The 15,374-nt window shown below is 36.9% G+C and carries 15 protein-coding genes; 3 read left to right on the forward strand and 12 right to left on the reverse strand.

Annotated features, from left to right (window positions below; genetic code table 11):
• Positions 1–4: 4 nt before the first annotated feature.
• Both SULBA_RS02430 and rho read right to left on the reverse strand, forming a co-directional pair.
• On the reverse strand, positions 5–1,639 hold the full coding sequence (locus SULBA_RS02430; protein WP_014768685.1) for a DNA polymerase III subunit gamma/tau: 1,635 nt from the start codon (positions 1,637–1,639) through the stop codon (positions 5–7).
• A gap of 57 nt (positions 1,640–1,696) precedes the next feature.
• Positions 1,697–3,040, reverse strand: a complete 1,344-nt coding sequence (rho, locus tag SULBA_RS02435) for a transcription termination factor Rho (RefSeq protein ID WP_041671766.1) — start codon at positions 3,038–3,040, stop codon at positions 1,697–1,699.
• Positions 3,041–3,272: 232 nt separating this feature from the next.
• On the opposite strand from rho, the gene SULBA_RS02440 reads away from it, so the two are divergent.
• Together SULBA_RS02440 and SULBA_RS02445 are read left to right on the forward strand one after the other, a co-directional pair.
• The gene (locus tag SULBA_RS02440) at positions 3,273–3,959 is read left to right on the forward strand and encodes a di-trans,poly-cis-decaprenylcistransferase (protein WP_014768687.1); all 687 of its coding nucleotides are present in this window, start codon (positions 3,273–3,275) and stop codon (positions 3,957–3,959) included.
• A gap of 66 nt (positions 3,960–4,025) precedes the next feature.
• The gene (locus SULBA_RS02445; RefSeq protein ID WP_014768688.1) at positions 4,026–4,460 is read left to right on the forward strand and encodes a hypothetical protein; all 435 of its coding nucleotides are present in this window, start codon (positions 4,026–4,028) and stop codon (positions 4,458–4,460) included.
• A gap of 40 nt (positions 4,461–4,500) precedes the next feature.
• Here the strand turns inward: SULBA_RS02445 and SULBA_RS02450 are convergent, their stop codons facing one another.
• The 3 genes from SULBA_RS02450 to SULBA_RS02460 form a co-directional block, all read right to left on the reverse strand.
• Positions 4,501–5,853 carry a TRAP transporter large permease gene (locus tag SULBA_RS02450; RefSeq protein ID WP_014768689.1) on the reverse strand — a complete coding sequence of 451 codons (1,353 nt, stop codon included), beginning with the start codon at positions 5,851–5,853 and terminating at the stop codon, positions 4,501–4,503.
• A complete protein-coding gene (locus SULBA_RS02455; protein WP_014768690.1) occupies positions 5,850–6,368 on the reverse strand; it encodes a TRAP transporter small permease subunit in 519 nt (172 codons plus the stop codon). Before SULBA_RS02455 ends, SULBA_RS02450 begins: the two co-directional genes overlap by 4 nt.
• A gap of 117 nt (positions 6,369–6,485) precedes the next feature.
• Positions 6,486–7,550 carry a TRAP transporter substrate-binding protein gene (locus SULBA_RS02460; RefSeq protein ID WP_014768691.1) on the reverse strand — a complete coding sequence of 355 codons (1,065 nt, stop codon included), beginning with the start codon at positions 7,548–7,550 and terminating at the stop codon, positions 6,486–6,488.
• A gap of 294 nt (positions 7,551–7,844) precedes the next feature.
• On the opposite strand from SULBA_RS02460, the gene hcp reads away from it, so the two are divergent.
• Entirely contained in the window at positions 7,845–9,176 is a 1,332-nt protein-coding gene (hcp, locus tag SULBA_RS02465; RefSeq protein ID WP_014768692.1) for a hydroxylamine reductase, read from the forward strand.
• Positions 9,177–9,240: 64 nt separating this feature from the next.
• On the opposite strand, the gene SULBA_RS02470 is transcribed toward hcp, so the two are convergent.
• The 7 genes from SULBA_RS02470 to SULBA_RS02495 all read right to left on the reverse strand — a co-directional run bounded on the left by SULBA_RS02470 (position 9,241) and on the right by SULBA_RS02495 (position 15,258).
• On the reverse strand, positions 9,241–9,465 hold the full coding sequence (locus SULBA_RS02470; protein ID WP_014768693.1) for a DUF6953 family protein: 225 nt from the start codon (positions 9,463–9,465) through the stop codon (positions 9,241–9,243).
• Between the two features lie 210 nt (positions 9,466–9,675).
• Positions 9,676–10,350: a hypothetical protein gene (locus SULBA_RS02475; RefSeq protein WP_014768694.1), complete on the reverse strand. Its 675-nt coding sequence runs from the start codon at positions 10,348–10,350 to the stop codon at positions 9,676–9,678.
• Entirely contained in the window at positions 10,343–12,415 is a 2,073-nt protein-coding gene (locus tag SULBA_RS02480; protein ID WP_014768695.1) for a serine/threonine-protein kinase, read from the reverse strand. Before SULBA_RS02480 ends, SULBA_RS02475 begins: the two co-directional genes overlap by 8 nt.
• Before the next feature lie 64 nt (positions 12,416–12,479).
• Positions 12,480–12,620, reverse strand: coding sequence for a hypothetical protein (locus SULBA_RS12910; protein ID WP_014768696.1), 141 nt, complete (start codon positions 12,618–12,620; stop codon positions 12,480–12,482).
• Between the two features lie 150 nt (positions 12,621–12,770).
• Positions 12,771–13,517, reverse strand: coding sequence for an NERD domain-containing protein (locus tag SULBA_RS02485; RefSeq protein WP_014768697.1), 747 nt, complete (start codon positions 13,515–13,517; stop codon positions 12,771–12,773).
• Between the two features lie 154 nt (positions 13,518–13,671).
• A complete protein-coding gene (locus SULBA_RS02490) occupies positions 13,672–14,946 on the reverse strand; it encodes a 4Fe-4S dicluster domain-containing protein (RefSeq protein ID WP_014768698.1) in 1,275 nt (424 codons plus the stop codon).
• A gap of 99 nt (positions 14,947–15,045) precedes the next feature.
• A complete protein-coding gene (locus SULBA_RS02495; protein WP_014768699.1) occupies positions 15,046–15,258 on the reverse strand; it encodes an RNA-binding S4 domain-containing protein in 213 nt (70 codons plus the stop codon).
• Positions 15,259–15,374: the final 116 nt, after the last annotated feature.

Raw genomic sequence — 15,374 nt, forward strand, 5'->3', positions numbered from 1 at the left:
TGCATTATACTTTTTGTTGAATTTGAATTTTTTTAGGATCAAAAAGCTCTGTGGCTCTTTGAATAAAAGGGGTGTTTAGAATCTCAGTGGCATCGTACTCTTTTTGATTTGCTAATAAATCACCTGTGGCACAACTCTCACTTTGAGGGGTTTGTTCAAATGCAATATTTTCCATGGTAGAAGAACTTTGTAATGCGTCTTGTTCTGGTCGTAACGGCACCTCTTCTTCTACTTTAGTAATATGAATCACTGTTTCAAAACCAAAAGTTTCTTGTACAAAATGGCGAATAATGGCTGAATTATTTTTAAGGATTTTGCCACTCTCCTCTTTTGCGCTCGAGTTTAGTGTGAGTGTTTGATGGCTAAAATCTTCAAAACGAATGTGGGTTTTAAAACATTCACCCAATTCAACATTGCGATCCATAAGTTTTTCACAAAGGCGTGCAAAAAGAATAGGTGCGCTTTGCCCCTGATCGTTTACATGTAAAGATTCTTGCTCCAATGATTCTTCAGGTAGTGTCTCTTCAGAGGTTTCACCATTTTCTTCAAAATGAGGAGGTTTGGCAGGAAGCCTAAATTTTTCATTTTCCAGTGAATCTATCATCTCTTCAATGGTTTTAATGTGTGTCGCTTCTATCATTTTAAAGAGAACCAACGAGAGGACAAAACCATTGTTGGCATTAATGTAAAGTAAACTTTTTGCTTCGCTTAAAATTTTAAAAAAGCGTTCATACAAAAGTGTGGAAAAGCGTCTATCCTGCTCAAAAAAAGCAGTTTTTAAATAAGCAATTAATTCATCAATAACCACTTCGCATTCATAACTCTCAAGCTCTTTAATGAGGTGTAAAAGCTCACTTTTATTGCCATTTAAAATAGCATTAAAGAGTATTTCTAGCTGATTGGGATCAAGCAGTCCTAGCATGGTTGCAACGTGTTCAGGGGTGATGTAGCCTTTAGAGTAAATAATGGCTTGATCCAAAAGCGTTAAGGTGTCACGCAGTGAACCATTTCCTGCTCGACTTAACATCTCAAGGGCTTCTTTTTCATACTCAATTTTTTCTAAATTTAAGATGTGGCAGAGATGATTAATCACATCACTTTGTTTAATTTGTTTAAAGCGAAAGTGTTGCGTACGGGATAAAATCGTAGCAGGCAATTTTAAAGGGTCTGTCGTTGCTAAAATAAATTTTACATAACTAGGTGGTTCTTCAAGGGTTTTTAAAAGGGCATTAAACGCTTGTGTGGTGAGCATATGCACTTCATCTATAATAAAAATTTTAAAGCGAGCAGAGGAGGGTTTGTATTTGGTGCTTTCAATGAGTTCACGAATATCATCAATACCACGGTTCGATGCGGCGTCCATCTCAATAATATCTATATGACGGTTTTCATTGGCACTTAAACAATGCTCGCACACATCACACGGTGTGGCATTGGGCCCTTGTTCGCACACCAAAGCTTTGGCAAAAATACGTGCGGTAGAAGTCTTACCACTTCCTCTAAGCCCTGAAAAGAGGTAAGCATGAGAAAGCCTGTTTTGGTTAAGGGCGGAGGAGAGTGTTTGGGTAATAGCTTCTTGACCAATGAGTGTATCAAAGGAAGAGGGACGGTATTTGAGGGCAAGAACTTGATGTGGCACAGTATAACCTTTTGGTGTTTTAGTCAGAGGGAGTGCAAAACAAAGTTTGCACCTCTCTTATTCGTTCATAATGGAGAGTAACTCTTCGTTATCCTTCGTTTTGAGCATTTTTGCATACAAGAATTTCAAGGCTTCGATATCTTCCATTTGGTTAATAGCACTACGAAGCGCCCATACTTTTTGTAGGGTATCAGGGCTTAGAAGAAGCTCTTCTTTTCTCGTTCCTGATTTCATAATATTGACCGCTGGGTAGATTCTACGGTCTGAAATGTTTCTATCTAAGACAATTTCGCTGTTACCCGTACCTTTAAACTCTTCAAAAATAACCTCATCCATTCGACTGCCTGTCTCAATCAGTGCGGTTGAGATAATGGTTAAGCTTCCACCATTTTCAATATTTCGAGCAGCACCAAAAAAACGTTTTGGTTTGTGCAATGCATTGGCATCCACACCACCACTTAACACTTTACCGCTGGATGGGGTAACGGTATTGTACGCACGAGCTAGACGAGTGATTGAATCTAAAAGAATAATCACATCTTTGCCCATTTCCACACGGCGTTTTGCTTTTTCAATGACAAGGTTTGCCACACGGACATGGTTGGAAGCTGGCATATCAAAGGTGGAGCTATACACTTCGCCTTGAACACAGCGTTGCATATCGGTCACCTCTTCAGGTCTTTCATCAACGAGTAAAACAATGAGTTCAGACTCAGGATGGTTACGTGCAATGCCGTGTGCTAACTCTTTCATGAGTTCTGTTTTACCGCTTCGTGGAGGTGCTACAATCAGCCCACGTTGACCTTTACCCAGTGGTGTAAAGAGGTCTAGCACACGTCCTGTAATTTTCATTGGGTCGTATTCAAGTTTAATTTTTTCAGTTGGATAAAGTGGTGTTAGGTTTTCAAAAAGAGGTCTTTTTTTACTTTCTGCAAGAGGAAGATAATTAATCGCTTCAATTTTTAAAAGGGCGTAATAACGCTCTTGATCTTTGGGTGGGCGCACTTGACCTGTGACAATATCTCCCGTTCGAAGGGCGAATTTTTTGACTTGAGTGCTGCTCACATACGCATCATTCGCACTATCAGAAAAGTTAGCATCTGTGGCACGTAAAAAACCATAACCTTCACCTGCAATTTCTAAAATACCTGTAAAAAGAATGAATCCACCCTGATTGACTTGTGATTTTAAAATTTCAAACATTAAATCTTGACGTTTAAGTTCATTAGGATTTTCAATGCCAAGTTCTGTGGCAATCTCTAAGAGTTTTTCTAAAGGGATTGTTCTTAAGTTTTCTATTTTATAACCATCAACGGGGACATGTGTGCGTGATTTGTTATGATGGGCAGGTTTTGTTTGCGCAGAGGTTTGGTTGTTTGAGGTTGGAGTGTTTCCGCTCATTGTGCCTTCTTTGTATTTGGTTTGATCGTTCATGAAGCTAGAGTCTCTGGTAGGGCAGAAATTCCCAAAGATAGAGTTGCTTGATTCGATTTTTTATGAGACTACTTTGTGAGAATTCTAAAAAAGTAGTAATGGCGTAATTTTAGTCAAAGTGGGCGGATTTGTCAAGTAAAGCTAAAGTCAAAGTAGATAAAATGGGCGCAGAAAAAATTGGATAAAAGAAGTGAAATACATGAATGATTTGGTGCATTTGGCAATCATAATGGATGGCAATGGTAGATGGGCAAAACGTCAAGAAAAAGAGCGCTCTTTTGGGCATAAAGAAGGGGCAAAAAAAGTTCGTGAAATTACAAAATATGTCTCTAAAATGGGCATAAATTATTTAACGCTTTACGCCTTTAGTACTGAAAATTGGAACCGTCCAAAAGCTGAAGTGAGTGTCTTAATGAAGTTGCTTTCAAAATACCTTCATAGCGAAATTCCAACGCTTTTAGAAAACAATATTCGTTTTGATGTCATTGGTGATATGAGCAAGTTTTCAAGCACCTTGCAACATGAAATTGCCTACGCTAAAGAGAAAACAGCGCATTGTACAGGGCTTACACAGGTATTGGCGATTAATTATGGTGCTCGTGATGAGATTGTGCGAGCGGTGAATAAATCTTTACATGTAAAGGGAAATATCACGCAAGAAATACTCGAATCACATTTGGATACTGCAGGTATGCCTCCTGTAGATTTGTTGGTTCGAACAGGGGGCGATTGTAGGCTCTCTAACTTTTTACTTTGGCAGGCTGCTTATGCGGAACTCTTTTTTAGTAAAACACTCTGGCCAGACTTTTCTGTGGGAGAACTTGAGACGATTGTTTCAGAATACGCACAAGCTGAACGTCGTTTTGGAGGCGTTATTCTAGGGTAATGGTGTTAAAGTTTTATTTACTTGTAAAAGATACAATAAAACATTAATTATCATTAAGGATGTTCCATGAAATATTTCTACGCTTTATTTTTGTTTGTGTTGCCTTTGGCTCTTTTTGCCAATACGCTTAAAGAAGGCTCTGCGATTGAGTTTCCTTCTATTAAGGATCAGTTTGAAAAAAAGGTTTTACTAACAGCCCAAACCAAACAGGTTATTGTTGCTTTTACACAAGCCCAAGGCTCTTCTATCAAAAGTTTTTTAGAAAAAAATCCAAACTATCTTGCTGAAAACAATGCCATATATATTATGGATGCAACGGCGGTTCCTAGTATGGTGATGAGTTTGTTTATGATGCCAAAATTTAAGAAGTATTCGTATTCAATAGGGCTTTTGGAAGATAAAAAAGATGTAGCCTATTTTCCTAAAAAAGAGGAGCATATGACGATTATTCAGCTGGATAATTTTACGGTAAGCTCCGTTACGTTCAAAGAGACATTTTAAGAGACTTTTGCAAGGGTTTACCCTTGCAAAAGATACAAGATTATTTAAGCATCATAGAAACGCCGTACACTTCAGGGAAGAGGGTAAAGACAATCATCACACCAACTTGTAAAAGAATAAAAGGAAGTACACCTTTGTAAATATCTATTGTCTTAACACTTGAGGGCGCAACACCACGCAAATAAAAGAGACTAAACCCAAACGGGGGCGTTAGAAAAGAGGTTTGCAGATTGAGTGCAATGAGCAGTGCATACCACACGGGGTTAATCCCAATTGCTTCAGCAATAGGCGCTAAAATCGGTACAATAATATAAGAAATCTCAACAAAATCAATAAAAAATCCTAATGCCATAATCGCAATCATAGAAACAACGATAAAGCCCCATTTTTCACCAGGAAGGCTTCGCATAACCTCTTCAACAATTTCATCACCACCTGTGTAAGAGAAAACCATAGAGAATGCCGTTGCTCCAATTAAAATGGCAAACACCATGGCGGTTGTTTTGACCGTTTCCAAAGAGGCTTCATGAATCATTTTAAACGAGAAAGATTTGTACATCCATGCCAAAATCATCGCACCAATACATCCAACTGCAGAGGATTCTGTAGGTGTTGCAATGCCTTCAAAAATTGAGCCTAGAACAAGAATAATAAGAATAAGTGGTGGCAAAATGGCTTTAAACGCATTGATGATTTGCTGCATTTTGTTGTCTATAAATTCATTTTTTGGAATAGCAGGGGCTGTATCTTTATTTAAAAAGGAAACAATTAAAATGTACAAAATATACACTGCAACCAAGGTCAATCCTGGCCAAAAAGCACCTTCAAATAAATCACCCACAGGTTGCTGAAAGACATCCCCTAAAATAATTAAAACAACCGAGGGAGGGATGATTTGTCCTAGGGTACCTGAGGCGCAAATGGTACCACAGGCCAATGATTTTGAATAGTTGTATTTGAGCATAACAGGCAGAGAAATAACACCCATTGCAACTACGCTAGCACCTACAACTCCTGTAGAAGCGGCCAGTAAAGCACCCACTAAAACGGTGCTAATCGCTAAGCCTCCACGCACTTCACCAAATAAAAAGCCCATTGCTTCTAAAAGACGCTCTGCTAAGCGTGATTTTTGGAGGATAATGCCCATCAAAATAAACATTGGAACTGCCATTAAAATGGTGTTATTCATAATCGCCCAAATACGGTGAGGCATAAAAGCAAACATATTGACACCTGCTTGAAACCCCTCAATGAGGGTTCCCCCGTCCATTAAAGATTCAAAAATACCTGAGAAGAGACCAAAGAAAACAGAAACCGCACCAAAGGTAAACGCAACAGGAAAGCCAATGAGTAGCATAAGCATTCCCACAAAAAACATAACAATGCCAATCATTTTTTCTCCTCCAGTGTTGCTTTGCGATAAAGGTTAATATTTTTAATAACAAACCCTGTTGCAATAAAGATAAGCAACCAAAAAGAGAAAGGAATAAAGGCTTTTAAAATCCATCGGTGCGTCAACCCTCCTGGATCGCCACTAATTTCATGGGTGCTAAATGCTTCCATAACAAAGCCAACAGACCCCAATGCTATCAAAAGAGCAATAGGCGTGATAAATAAAAAAGCACCTACAATATTGACCAATGCTTTTTTCTTTTCACTAAATTTAGTGTACAAGATGTCAACACGCACATGCGCATCTTCTTTAAGCGCATACGATGTCCCTAAAAGAATAATCAAGGAAAAAATATGCCACTCTAACTCTTGAAATGCAATGGAACCACTTTTGAACACATACCGCATAAAAACATCGTAAAAGATATTTAACATCATTGCTATCATCAGAAACGAACAGAGATACCCTATGTAATCAGCTATCGTATCGAAGATTTTTTCTGCTTTAATTAACACGCTACTCCTTTTCCTAAATACTAAAAGAGACCAGCAAACAAAACCATTTTCTTGCTGGTCTCTTTTAATATCATGGAGGTTCACTTCCTCATGATAAGGAAGTGAACAGTCTCAAAATTATTGATTGTCTCTAATGTATGCAAATTCACCAATATTTGTCCATGCACGTGCTTTTTTCATATAGGCTTGTTGTGAATCATTAATCCGTTTGAACTCTGGATTGTTTGCTGATTGCTCAGCAATCAAATCTGCATTGGCTTGACGCATCGCATCCATAACAGGTTTTGGAAACGATTTGATTTTGATATTAGGATATTCAGTCTTAATTTTATCCCATGCTGTTGCACTCATATCGTAATTTTGAATTAACATATCGTACGCCGCTGTTTTCATTGCTGTCTTAAGAATCGCCTTATTTTTATCTGATAGTTTATCAAATTTAGCTTTATTTACCACAAATTGAAGCTCTGTTGCTGGTTCATGCCATCCTGTATAATAATAAGGTGCGATTTTGTGAAAGCCCATAGAAACATCCATACCAGGTCCTACCCATTCAAGTGCATCAATGGTTCCACGCTCCAAAGAAGTGTAAAGCTCACCTGGGGCAATGTTGGTTACTGAACAGCCAAGTTTGGCAAAAATTTCACCTGCAAAGCCAGGAATACGCATCTTAAGACCTTTAAGGTCGTCTAGAGAGTTAATCTCTTTTCTAAACCATCCGCCCATTTGAACCCCTGTATTTCCACCAGGGAAGGCATACATGCCGTGTTTTTCGTAGGATTTTTGCATAATATCCATACCGCCACCAAAATAGAACCATGCGTATTGCTCAAGTGCGTTCATACCAAAAGGCATGGTTGTAAACATAAGTAATACAGGGTCTTTACCTTTGTAATAATACGATGCAGTATGACCCATATCGTACTGACCTAGCTTTACCATATCCATGATACCAAAAGCAGATTTATGTTTATTGACCGCATCTACTTTAATTTGAAACTCACCCCCACTCATCTCTTCGACCATTTTAGCCATGTTGGCAACGGAGTCTGTAAAAGGTGGAAATTCTGCATTCCAAGAAGTCGCTAACTTCCATGTAACTTTGTCACTTGCTGCATTTCCTGCCACAGCCAATGCACAGATTAAGGCAATACTTCCAAGAATTTTCTTTGAAAATTTCATACTCACTCCTTATAATATTTTGAAACTGAAGTGATGATAAGTGATGCGTTATAAAAGATATATTAGATTTGTTAGCTAAATGTAGATACAAGCAAAAACTAATGATATGTCACAAAAATGTAACAATGAAAATCTTGAGTAAAGTCCATCACATAAGGTTTTGCACCATTTTTAGGCACTTTTTATAAAAAAAGAGGTGTATTTCAAATCTACACACTCTCTTGATTGAGATCAATCAATGACATCAAGCATCCCTCCTGCTAAGATGCTGGCATATTTTAATGAGGAGTGATTATGTCTTTAAGTATGTTTTGTGACCAATGTTCGATGAGTGCAATAAACGGCTGTGGTGCTAAAGGTCAAGATATGGGAACGTGTGGCAAAGATGCCAACCTAGCAAAGCTTCAAGATATTATGATTTATGGTCTTAAAGGTTTGAGCGCATATCGTGGTCATGCCAACGAATTTGGCGCTGATACGAAAAAAGTCGATGATGTCATCGCTGAAACACTTTACTTTACGCTCACCAATGTCAACTTTAACTTTGATGACCACATCAAACAACTGATGAAAGTAGGAACCGCAGGCATTGAGATGATGAACATCCTAAGTGAAGCACACACGTCTCACCTAGGCATCCCAACACCAGTAAAAATCTCTCAAAATAAGGCTGAGGGTAAAGGAATACTCGTCAGCGGTCACAACCTCGATATGTTGCTTGAACTTCTTAAACAAACGGAGGGAAAAGGCATCAATATCTACACCCACTCAGAGATGCTACCCGCTCATGCGTACCCAGAACTTAAGAAATTTGCACACCTTAAAGGCAACATCGGTAAAGCATGGTTTGACCAATCCACATTGTTCGAGCAATGGGCTGGCACTATCATCGTGAACACCAACTGTATCGTTCCACCAAAATCAAGTGCTACCTACATCGACCGTATGTACACGTATGACATCGTAGGCGTTAAAGAAAGCAAAAAAATCCACGGAAATGATTTTAGTGAAGTTATCGCTCAAACACTTGCACTTCCAGACATCACAGGATTTGACAGCGAGGACACGCTTGTAACGGGTCATCATTACAAAACTATCTTAGGACTAGCACCTCAAATCTTAGAAGCCGTCCAAGCAGGAAAAATCAGCCAGTTCTTTGTTATCGCAGGGTGTGATGCCCCAGGTCGTGGTGGCGAATACTACCGTGAGTTAGCAAGTTCACTCCCCAATGACTGCGTTATCTTAACTTCAAGTTGTGGTAAATTTAGATTTAACGACATCGACTTTGGAACAGTAGCAGACACAGGCATCCCTCGTTACCTAGACTTAGGACAATGCAACGACAGCAACGGCGGTATCCACATCGCTCTAGCCATCAGTGCAGCACTCAATACCCCAGTCAACGACCTTCCTATCTCTATCGTTCTAAGCTGGATGGAGCAAAAAGCCGTCCTTATCTTGTTGTCACTCTTTAGCATCGGCATCAAAGACATCTACCTAGGACCCAAACCACCACAATTTGTCACGGATGATATTTTTGCGTTCTTACAAGAGAATTTTAACTTGCATTTAACAGGTGATGCAAAAGAAGATATGAAAAATTTGTTGATTAAAAAAGCTGCGTAAGCGTTACATGTAAAGAGGAGAAAGCTTCGATAGAGGCTTTCTCATTTTAGTTTTTCAGATGCGTTTAATGCCAACAACATCTATCTTTGTCCCAAAGGATGTCATCGCCTTTTATTTTATTGAATTCTCTTAAAACTTTTCTATCAATAGTAAGCGTTTTATGTGTCGTTTCAAAAACAAATTCTTTACCAAATTTGTCTTTGATGACATCTGCAAGCCCCACCTGAGGCAAAGAGCCATTTTTCTTTATTTCATTTAACATAAAACCAGCAACATCTTTTACGCTCATCATCATTTCCTTTTTTACGCATCGTGTAAGTCTGTTGCATCATACAAAAAATATCATTAAAGAAGAAAAGCTAATCCGTTAGTGCCTTGAGGCTTCTGGTTATTTTCTTTACATGTAAAGATGGTTATCTTTGAAATTTTTTCTTAATGGATTGAATTGGGATGCTGAAAAGTTAAAAGTTTAGCTTAGATCCCTAAAATTGAATTATGGTTATGCAATTTGTAGCTTATTTTTAGTTTTATTGATAGTTTTTTCATGAAAAACTTGCATATAGAATTTTTCTGCTAAATACATATGTGCAATTAAATTAGAAGGTTTTTCAAGTTTAGGGTTGATAATTACATTAACTTCATTAGGTGAAACCGACATAAGTCCAATATTGTTCTCTTTTAACAGTTCTTTATCCACTCGATGTACAAACTCTTGGCTAATTGCTAAATAACTTTTATTTGAGTAAGGTTTATATCTCAGAGCTTGATAAAAACCATTTTTCCAATCATAAAGTTTAGCTTCTATAGATATAATATCTTTAACAGGAGCACTATATTTTTCTTTTACAAGTAAATTTTCATCATTTATTTGTTCTAGATTTCCGCCATCAAGTAAAAATTGAATTAAGCCAAATGCTTTTTTTTTGCTGAGAAACGTATTGCTATAAAACTCTTTTATTTCAATTATTTTATTTTTTCTATTTAGATAATTCATAACAATAGAAATTAACTCATAATCTAAAATAAGCTCTTTTTTTTCTTCTAATTGTGTGGTATATACAAGATCAGCTATACCATTTCCCGAATTAAATTCATTAACAAAATGGCTATTTTTATGTCTAAAAGACAATTGTTCTTTTAAAATAGGAATCATCTCTTTTTCGTATCTAAACATAATGTTTATCCTTTATTTTTGTAAAAACATTTTTCCACCTATACAGAAAAGAATATTCATCACTTTTAAAGACATTTTTTAATCCACTATAGAGGCTTATTGCTACATCAATTTTATTGATATAATTCATTATGTTAGTATTAATTGAATTTTTTTGAAGGTGAGCAATTTCCGTATGTATTATTTCTAAAAAATGCAAATGAGCGTTTTGGTCTTTCACAATTTCGGCATTGGCTTTTTTATTGCAATAGTAACAATCACATGCACCAATATTTTTAATAATTTCATCAAATTTTATAGGTGTCTTTCTATTGATTGAGACTGTTGTCAATAATTCTGGAAAGTAATATCTTGTATACATGTTAAATGCTTTACTACTTTCTTTATACAAATCCTCATAAAAACTCTCAAAACGTGCTGTTCCAGATGTGAATCCAGATAAACCTAAAGACAATAAACCTAATCCTAGACCAGTATTAATTCGACCAGCAATAACAGGCTTGTTTGTCCATTTTTGCAATTCAATTAAAAAATCTATATAGTGATATAAAATAACTTCATTAGTTTTGGTATCAATAGTATCTGCATAAATAAGGAAACCATCATTTTCAAAAGATGAAAATGTGTTTAACAAAAACTTTTTGTCTTTATCATCTTTTAGAATATCGGCTTTGATACAAATTCCAGTGTATATTTCTTTGTTTGGATAAAAATTATTTCGGTAGTCAATACTTTCCTTTGCCAGTTTACAATCGAGGTCTAACCATTCAGCTGTTAGATTGCGGGTAGGACCATAGCTTATAGTTGAATTATTTGTGTAGTGAAAAGGTGATAATAAAATGTCTGCTTGAAGTTCAATTTGTTTATCAATGACTTTTTTTACATATTCTTTTTGTGCTTTATAACTTTCTAAATAAGTTGGCGTAATTACACTATAATCATTTGGTGCATATGGAAGCTCAAGTACTCCTTTTACATCCGTGTAAGTATCATATGCGAGTCGAACAGTTGCTGGATCAACTAAAATTTTAATATTTGGATTATCTTGTATATTTTTTCGTAATCCAGGTTGATTATTTTCTAAATTCGCAGGAAAGACAACATATCCAAATTTTTCATCATGCTTTGTATATTTTTCTAATACGCTTTTGTCATTGTAAAGCCTGAGTAGAAATCTTGGTGATAAATCATAAACTTTCTCTCTTTGAGTATTTATTGGGTTTACTGCTTTTAAAATTTCATCAATTGTTAAAAATCTTTGGTATGGATTTTTTTCTAATAATTTCAAAATCACATTTTCAATTTGATTACTTATGCTAAGATTTCTTCGTCTTGGTGGAATTGCTGGGTCATTTTTTATCTTTTCAATTAGTTCAGGAAAATATTGAAAATCATAAGGATAATATCCAGTTAATATCTCATATAATATAACACCCGCAGTATATAGGTCACTTCTCTTGTCTAAATGCTTGCTATCAGTGATTTGTTCTGGCGACATATACGGACCTGTTCCAAATATTTCGCCTGTGCTTGTTAATGAAGTAAAGTCAATCACTTTTGATATACCAAAGTCAACTATTTTGATTTGTCCGTTATTCTGAATAATAATATTTTCAGGCTTTAAATCTCTGTGAATAATTCCTGTATCGTCATCTTCGCCTTTATGATTGTGAAGATAATCAAGCCCTTCTAATATTTGTTTAAATAGTTCTAAAGCCTTTTCTTCATTGAGTTTCTCTTCTTGATTTAGAATTTCTCTAAGATTATGCCCTTCAATAAATTTCATAACCAAAAAATAGTTTTTTCCGCTTTCATCTTCAATAATAAAATCATCAACATATTCAACGAGATATTCATGAGAAACAGACTTCATAATTTCTATTTCTCTTTGAAGTCTATTATTTTCACCATGTTTTTTATATTCACGTAAAACATACTCTTCATGGAAGACTTTAATAGCAAAAAAATCAGTAGCTTTTTGAGCTTTATAGACAGCTCCAAAGCCACCCTTATTTATGAAAGAAATAAACTTATAATCTTTAATGGTTTGATTGAGTATGTTCAAAATGACCCCTCATTGAATATATTGCCAAAAAGGTATGGCTATCTGTTTATAGAATGTAGAAATTTTAGGGCAAGACCCTCGCCACAGCTACAAGAGTAAACTCTTGGACAAATGAACCATCTATAAAAATGGCAACTGCTAGCGAAATCCACCCTAAGGCAGACGGGAGAATCTGTTTTAGAAGACTTGTTTGTTTTTCTTTCATACTCGCTCCTTGACTATTCATTTTTATTTTTTCAGACAAGTGGCGAGAAACTATACCCGCAATGTTTTTAGGCATTGCTCTAAAATTTCTATTACCTCATATTGTATCTAAAGTTTTCTGACTAAATAACGATAAAAACAACCAAAAAGGCTAGATTTTTATAACATTCCGACACTTCGGGTATCCACTGCATCCGTAAAATTCTTGTCTCGTTTGTCTATTTTGCCTTAAAACCATCTTTTTGCCACATCGAAAACATATTTTAGCTGATGGTGTTGGCGTGGGTTTTGCGTTGTGTCGTTCCTGTAAGTTAGCAACATGTTCTCTATCGGTTGAAAAGCTTTGTTTGAGACGTTTTTGGTTTAGGGTTTCTATCGTCATATCAAATTGATAGGCGGAGAGTTTTTCTTCTTGAAAAGATTCGATGTAGGACGTGTATTTTGCATTGATAAAAACATTGTTTGGCATAGCGGTTTTAAACTTGCAATCGCCGATGAAAACAACGATAGATATGATGCTTTCAGAGGGCAATGCCAATATCTCTTCTAAAGCTTTGGTATGGCGATAGTTTTGGCGTAAAGGGTTTTGAAAGCGGTGTTTTTCTTTGAAGATTTGTTGTGTCCACATGCTCTGGTGCTCATCGCCAAAAATCCACCCTTTCATGTTTTTTGTCTCAATTACAAAAACACCATAACGAGAGACAATGACATGGTCTATCTGTGTGGTTGAACCATCATTTAATTGCAAAGTGATATTTTTAATATTGACATATTCTTCTTTATTGAGATGCAAAGAAGTCGCAATATTGACCGTAAATTCGCCAACTTTGCCTTTCATCCAAGGTGTTTTAAATAAAATTCCCAGTACAAAAACAGAAACAAGAAGCCAAAAAATCACTTTATTTGCCTTTACATGTAAATATAGAATTATACCATTGTATTAATTTTTCAACCTCAATCGCTTCACCACTCCCTTTTCAATGAGCGTCTTCTGGTTCACATTTCACCTCTGTTTTTTTGTTTATGCGATACTCTCTCTTTGCATGTAAAGCTTAGTATTTCTCCAAAAGCTTTCCTAAGTAGCGTGATTTTATCTGTTCACTTGCCATGATTTGTTGTAGGGGAGGGAGTTTTAAGATGACACCGAGGATAGTTGCCATGACACGGTGTGACCAGAGTGCTTGATTGTCGAAAATAAAATTTTGGAGTTTCCCTCGCTCTATTGCCATCATGACGGCTCTGTGTGCGCCATTGATTGGGGTGAGTATTCTTTTGCCGAGCTGTTTTAGGCTGAGCGCTTTTGTCTTGCAGACATTGACGCACACGCCACACCCTAAGCATCTATCGGAATTGAGGGTGGCTTTTTTTTGCTTTGGTTTATGGGGATTGTTGGCGGAGGTGATACTCATCGCTTCAACCCCGCACACCTCGACGCATTTGCCACATCCTGTGCATTGTTCCTCATCTATAACAGGTAAAAAGTTAGTCGTATGGACTGGATTTAGAAAAGCAAATTTTCGAGCAGCGATTAACGCTTCACAACAACAGCCACAGCAATTACAGATAAAGTTTACACCCTTTTGGACGTTTTCGCCAAACTGCACAAGGTTGTGTTCTTGGGCTTGGTACAAAAGTTCCATACCTTCTATTTTGTCAATGCGCCTTGCGTAGTTGTATTTGGTGAGAGACTGGGCACTCGCACCAAAGGTCATGCAAATCTCAAGCGGTGCATCACACGCCTCACCTAAGTGCATTTTTTTATGCCGACAGTAGCACGTTCCCACACCCATATACTGCGAACTCTCAATGATGTGAGATGCCCGTTCAAAATCGAGTACATGTAAAACATTTTCCTCACTTAAGGCTTGCTCGTTGACAAAAGCTCTTCCTAGCTGGGTTTGTCCATTGGCAAATAAATCTTTGATAAAATCCTCTTCTACATTCAGGTATTGGTGAAAAAGTTCTGAGAGTATTTTTTGGTCTATCTTGCCACCCACGCGCATCAAGGAAAACTCAAAAAAACCTGCCATGGGAGGTGGGAGCACATAGATGGATTCGCCATGTTTATCTATATCTAAAAGAATGGCTCTGCTTGAGAGTTCATCGAGGATGTTTTGAGCCTCTAAACGTGACATTTTCCACCGTTTTGCGGCTTCGTCTACCCCAAAAGGCACAATGGGTAAAAGAGCAACAAGCTCTGCTTCTTTAGGCGAGAAGAGCAGTTCGAGTATGTGGTACAGCGTTTGAGACGGAGGGGCACCTTGCGGGAAGCGGTTCAGTCTTTCGACCAACGCTTTGTAGCCTGATTTGAGTGTGTGATGCGACATAGAAAACTCCTAAAAAGCATTCATGAGTCATTGTACTCTTAAGTCATTAAATCTTCATTGAAAGACATAACAACAAGAAGTAAAAGGCGAGTTAAACTTTTAACTCTTAAGAACAACTTCTATTCTATTATCCATCACTTCGACCACCTCACCCGCAATGATTTTAGCTCTTTTTCTCGTTTCCATTTCGCCATTTCGCTTCACTGCACCTTCTTCGATGAGCATTTTGGCATGTCCGCCACTTTCAGCCACTCCAGTGGTTTTGAGTAGTTTAAAGAGTTCTATGTAGTCATCTTCTAGTTCAAATTTCATCTTTATTCCTTTGTTTATGAAATAGTATCTCAATCTCTCTTTACATTGATAAGCTTGCGTATTTGGTTATAATGCTTCAATCATCCAAGGAATCTTCTTTACATGTAAGGAATGAG

Source organism: Sulfurospirillum barnesii SES-3 (assembly GCF_000265295.1).
In the GTDB taxonomy this organism is placed as follows: domain Bacteria; phylum Campylobacterota; class Campylobacteria; order Campylobacterales; family Sulfurospirillaceae; genus Sulfurospirillum; species Sulfurospirillum barnesii.

Bases quoted from the DNA above. Each gene is read 5' to 3' on its own strand.
- rho (WP_041671766.1), bottom strand. From the start codon at position 3,040: ATGAGCGGAAACACTCCAACCTCAAACAACCAAACCTCTGCGCAAACA.
- SULBA_RS02440 (WP_014768687.1), top strand. From the start codon at position 3,273: ATGAATGATTTGGTGCATTTGGCAATCATAATGGATGGCAATGGTAGA.
- SULBA_RS02445 (WP_014768688.1), top strand. From the start codon at position 4,026: ATGAAATATTTCTACGCTTTATTTTTGTTTGTGTTGCCTTTGGCTCTT.
- SULBA_RS02450 (WP_014768689.1), bottom strand. From the start codon at position 5,853: ATGATTGGCATTGTTATGTTTTTTGTGGGAATGCTTATGCTACTCATT.
- SULBA_RS02460 (WP_014768691.1), bottom strand. From the start codon at position 7,550: ATGAAATTTTCAAAGAAAATTCTTGGAAGTATTGCCTTAATCTGTGCA.
- hcp (WP_014768692.1), top strand. From the start codon at position 7,845: ATGTCTTTAAGTATGTTTTGTGACCAATGTTCGATGAGTGCAATAAAC.
- SULBA_RS02470 (WP_014768693.1), bottom strand. From the start codon at position 9,465: ATGAGCGTAAAAGATGTTGCTGGTTTTATGTTAAATGAAATAAAGAAA.
- SULBA_RS02475 (WP_014768694.1), bottom strand. From the start codon at position 10,350: ATGTTTAGATACGAAAAAGAGATGATTCCTATTTTAAAAGAACAATTG.
- SULBA_RS12910 (WP_014768696.1), bottom strand. From the start codon at position 12,620: ATGAAAGAAAAACAAACAAGTCTTCTAAAACAGATTCTCCCGTCTGCC.
- SULBA_RS02490 (WP_014768698.1), bottom strand. From the start codon at position 14,946: ATGTCGCATCACACACTCAAATCAGGCTACAAAGCGTTGGTCGAAAGA.
- SULBA_RS02495 (WP_014768699.1), bottom strand. From the start codon at position 15,258: ATGAAATTTGAACTAGAAGATGACTACATAGAACTCTTTAAACTACTC.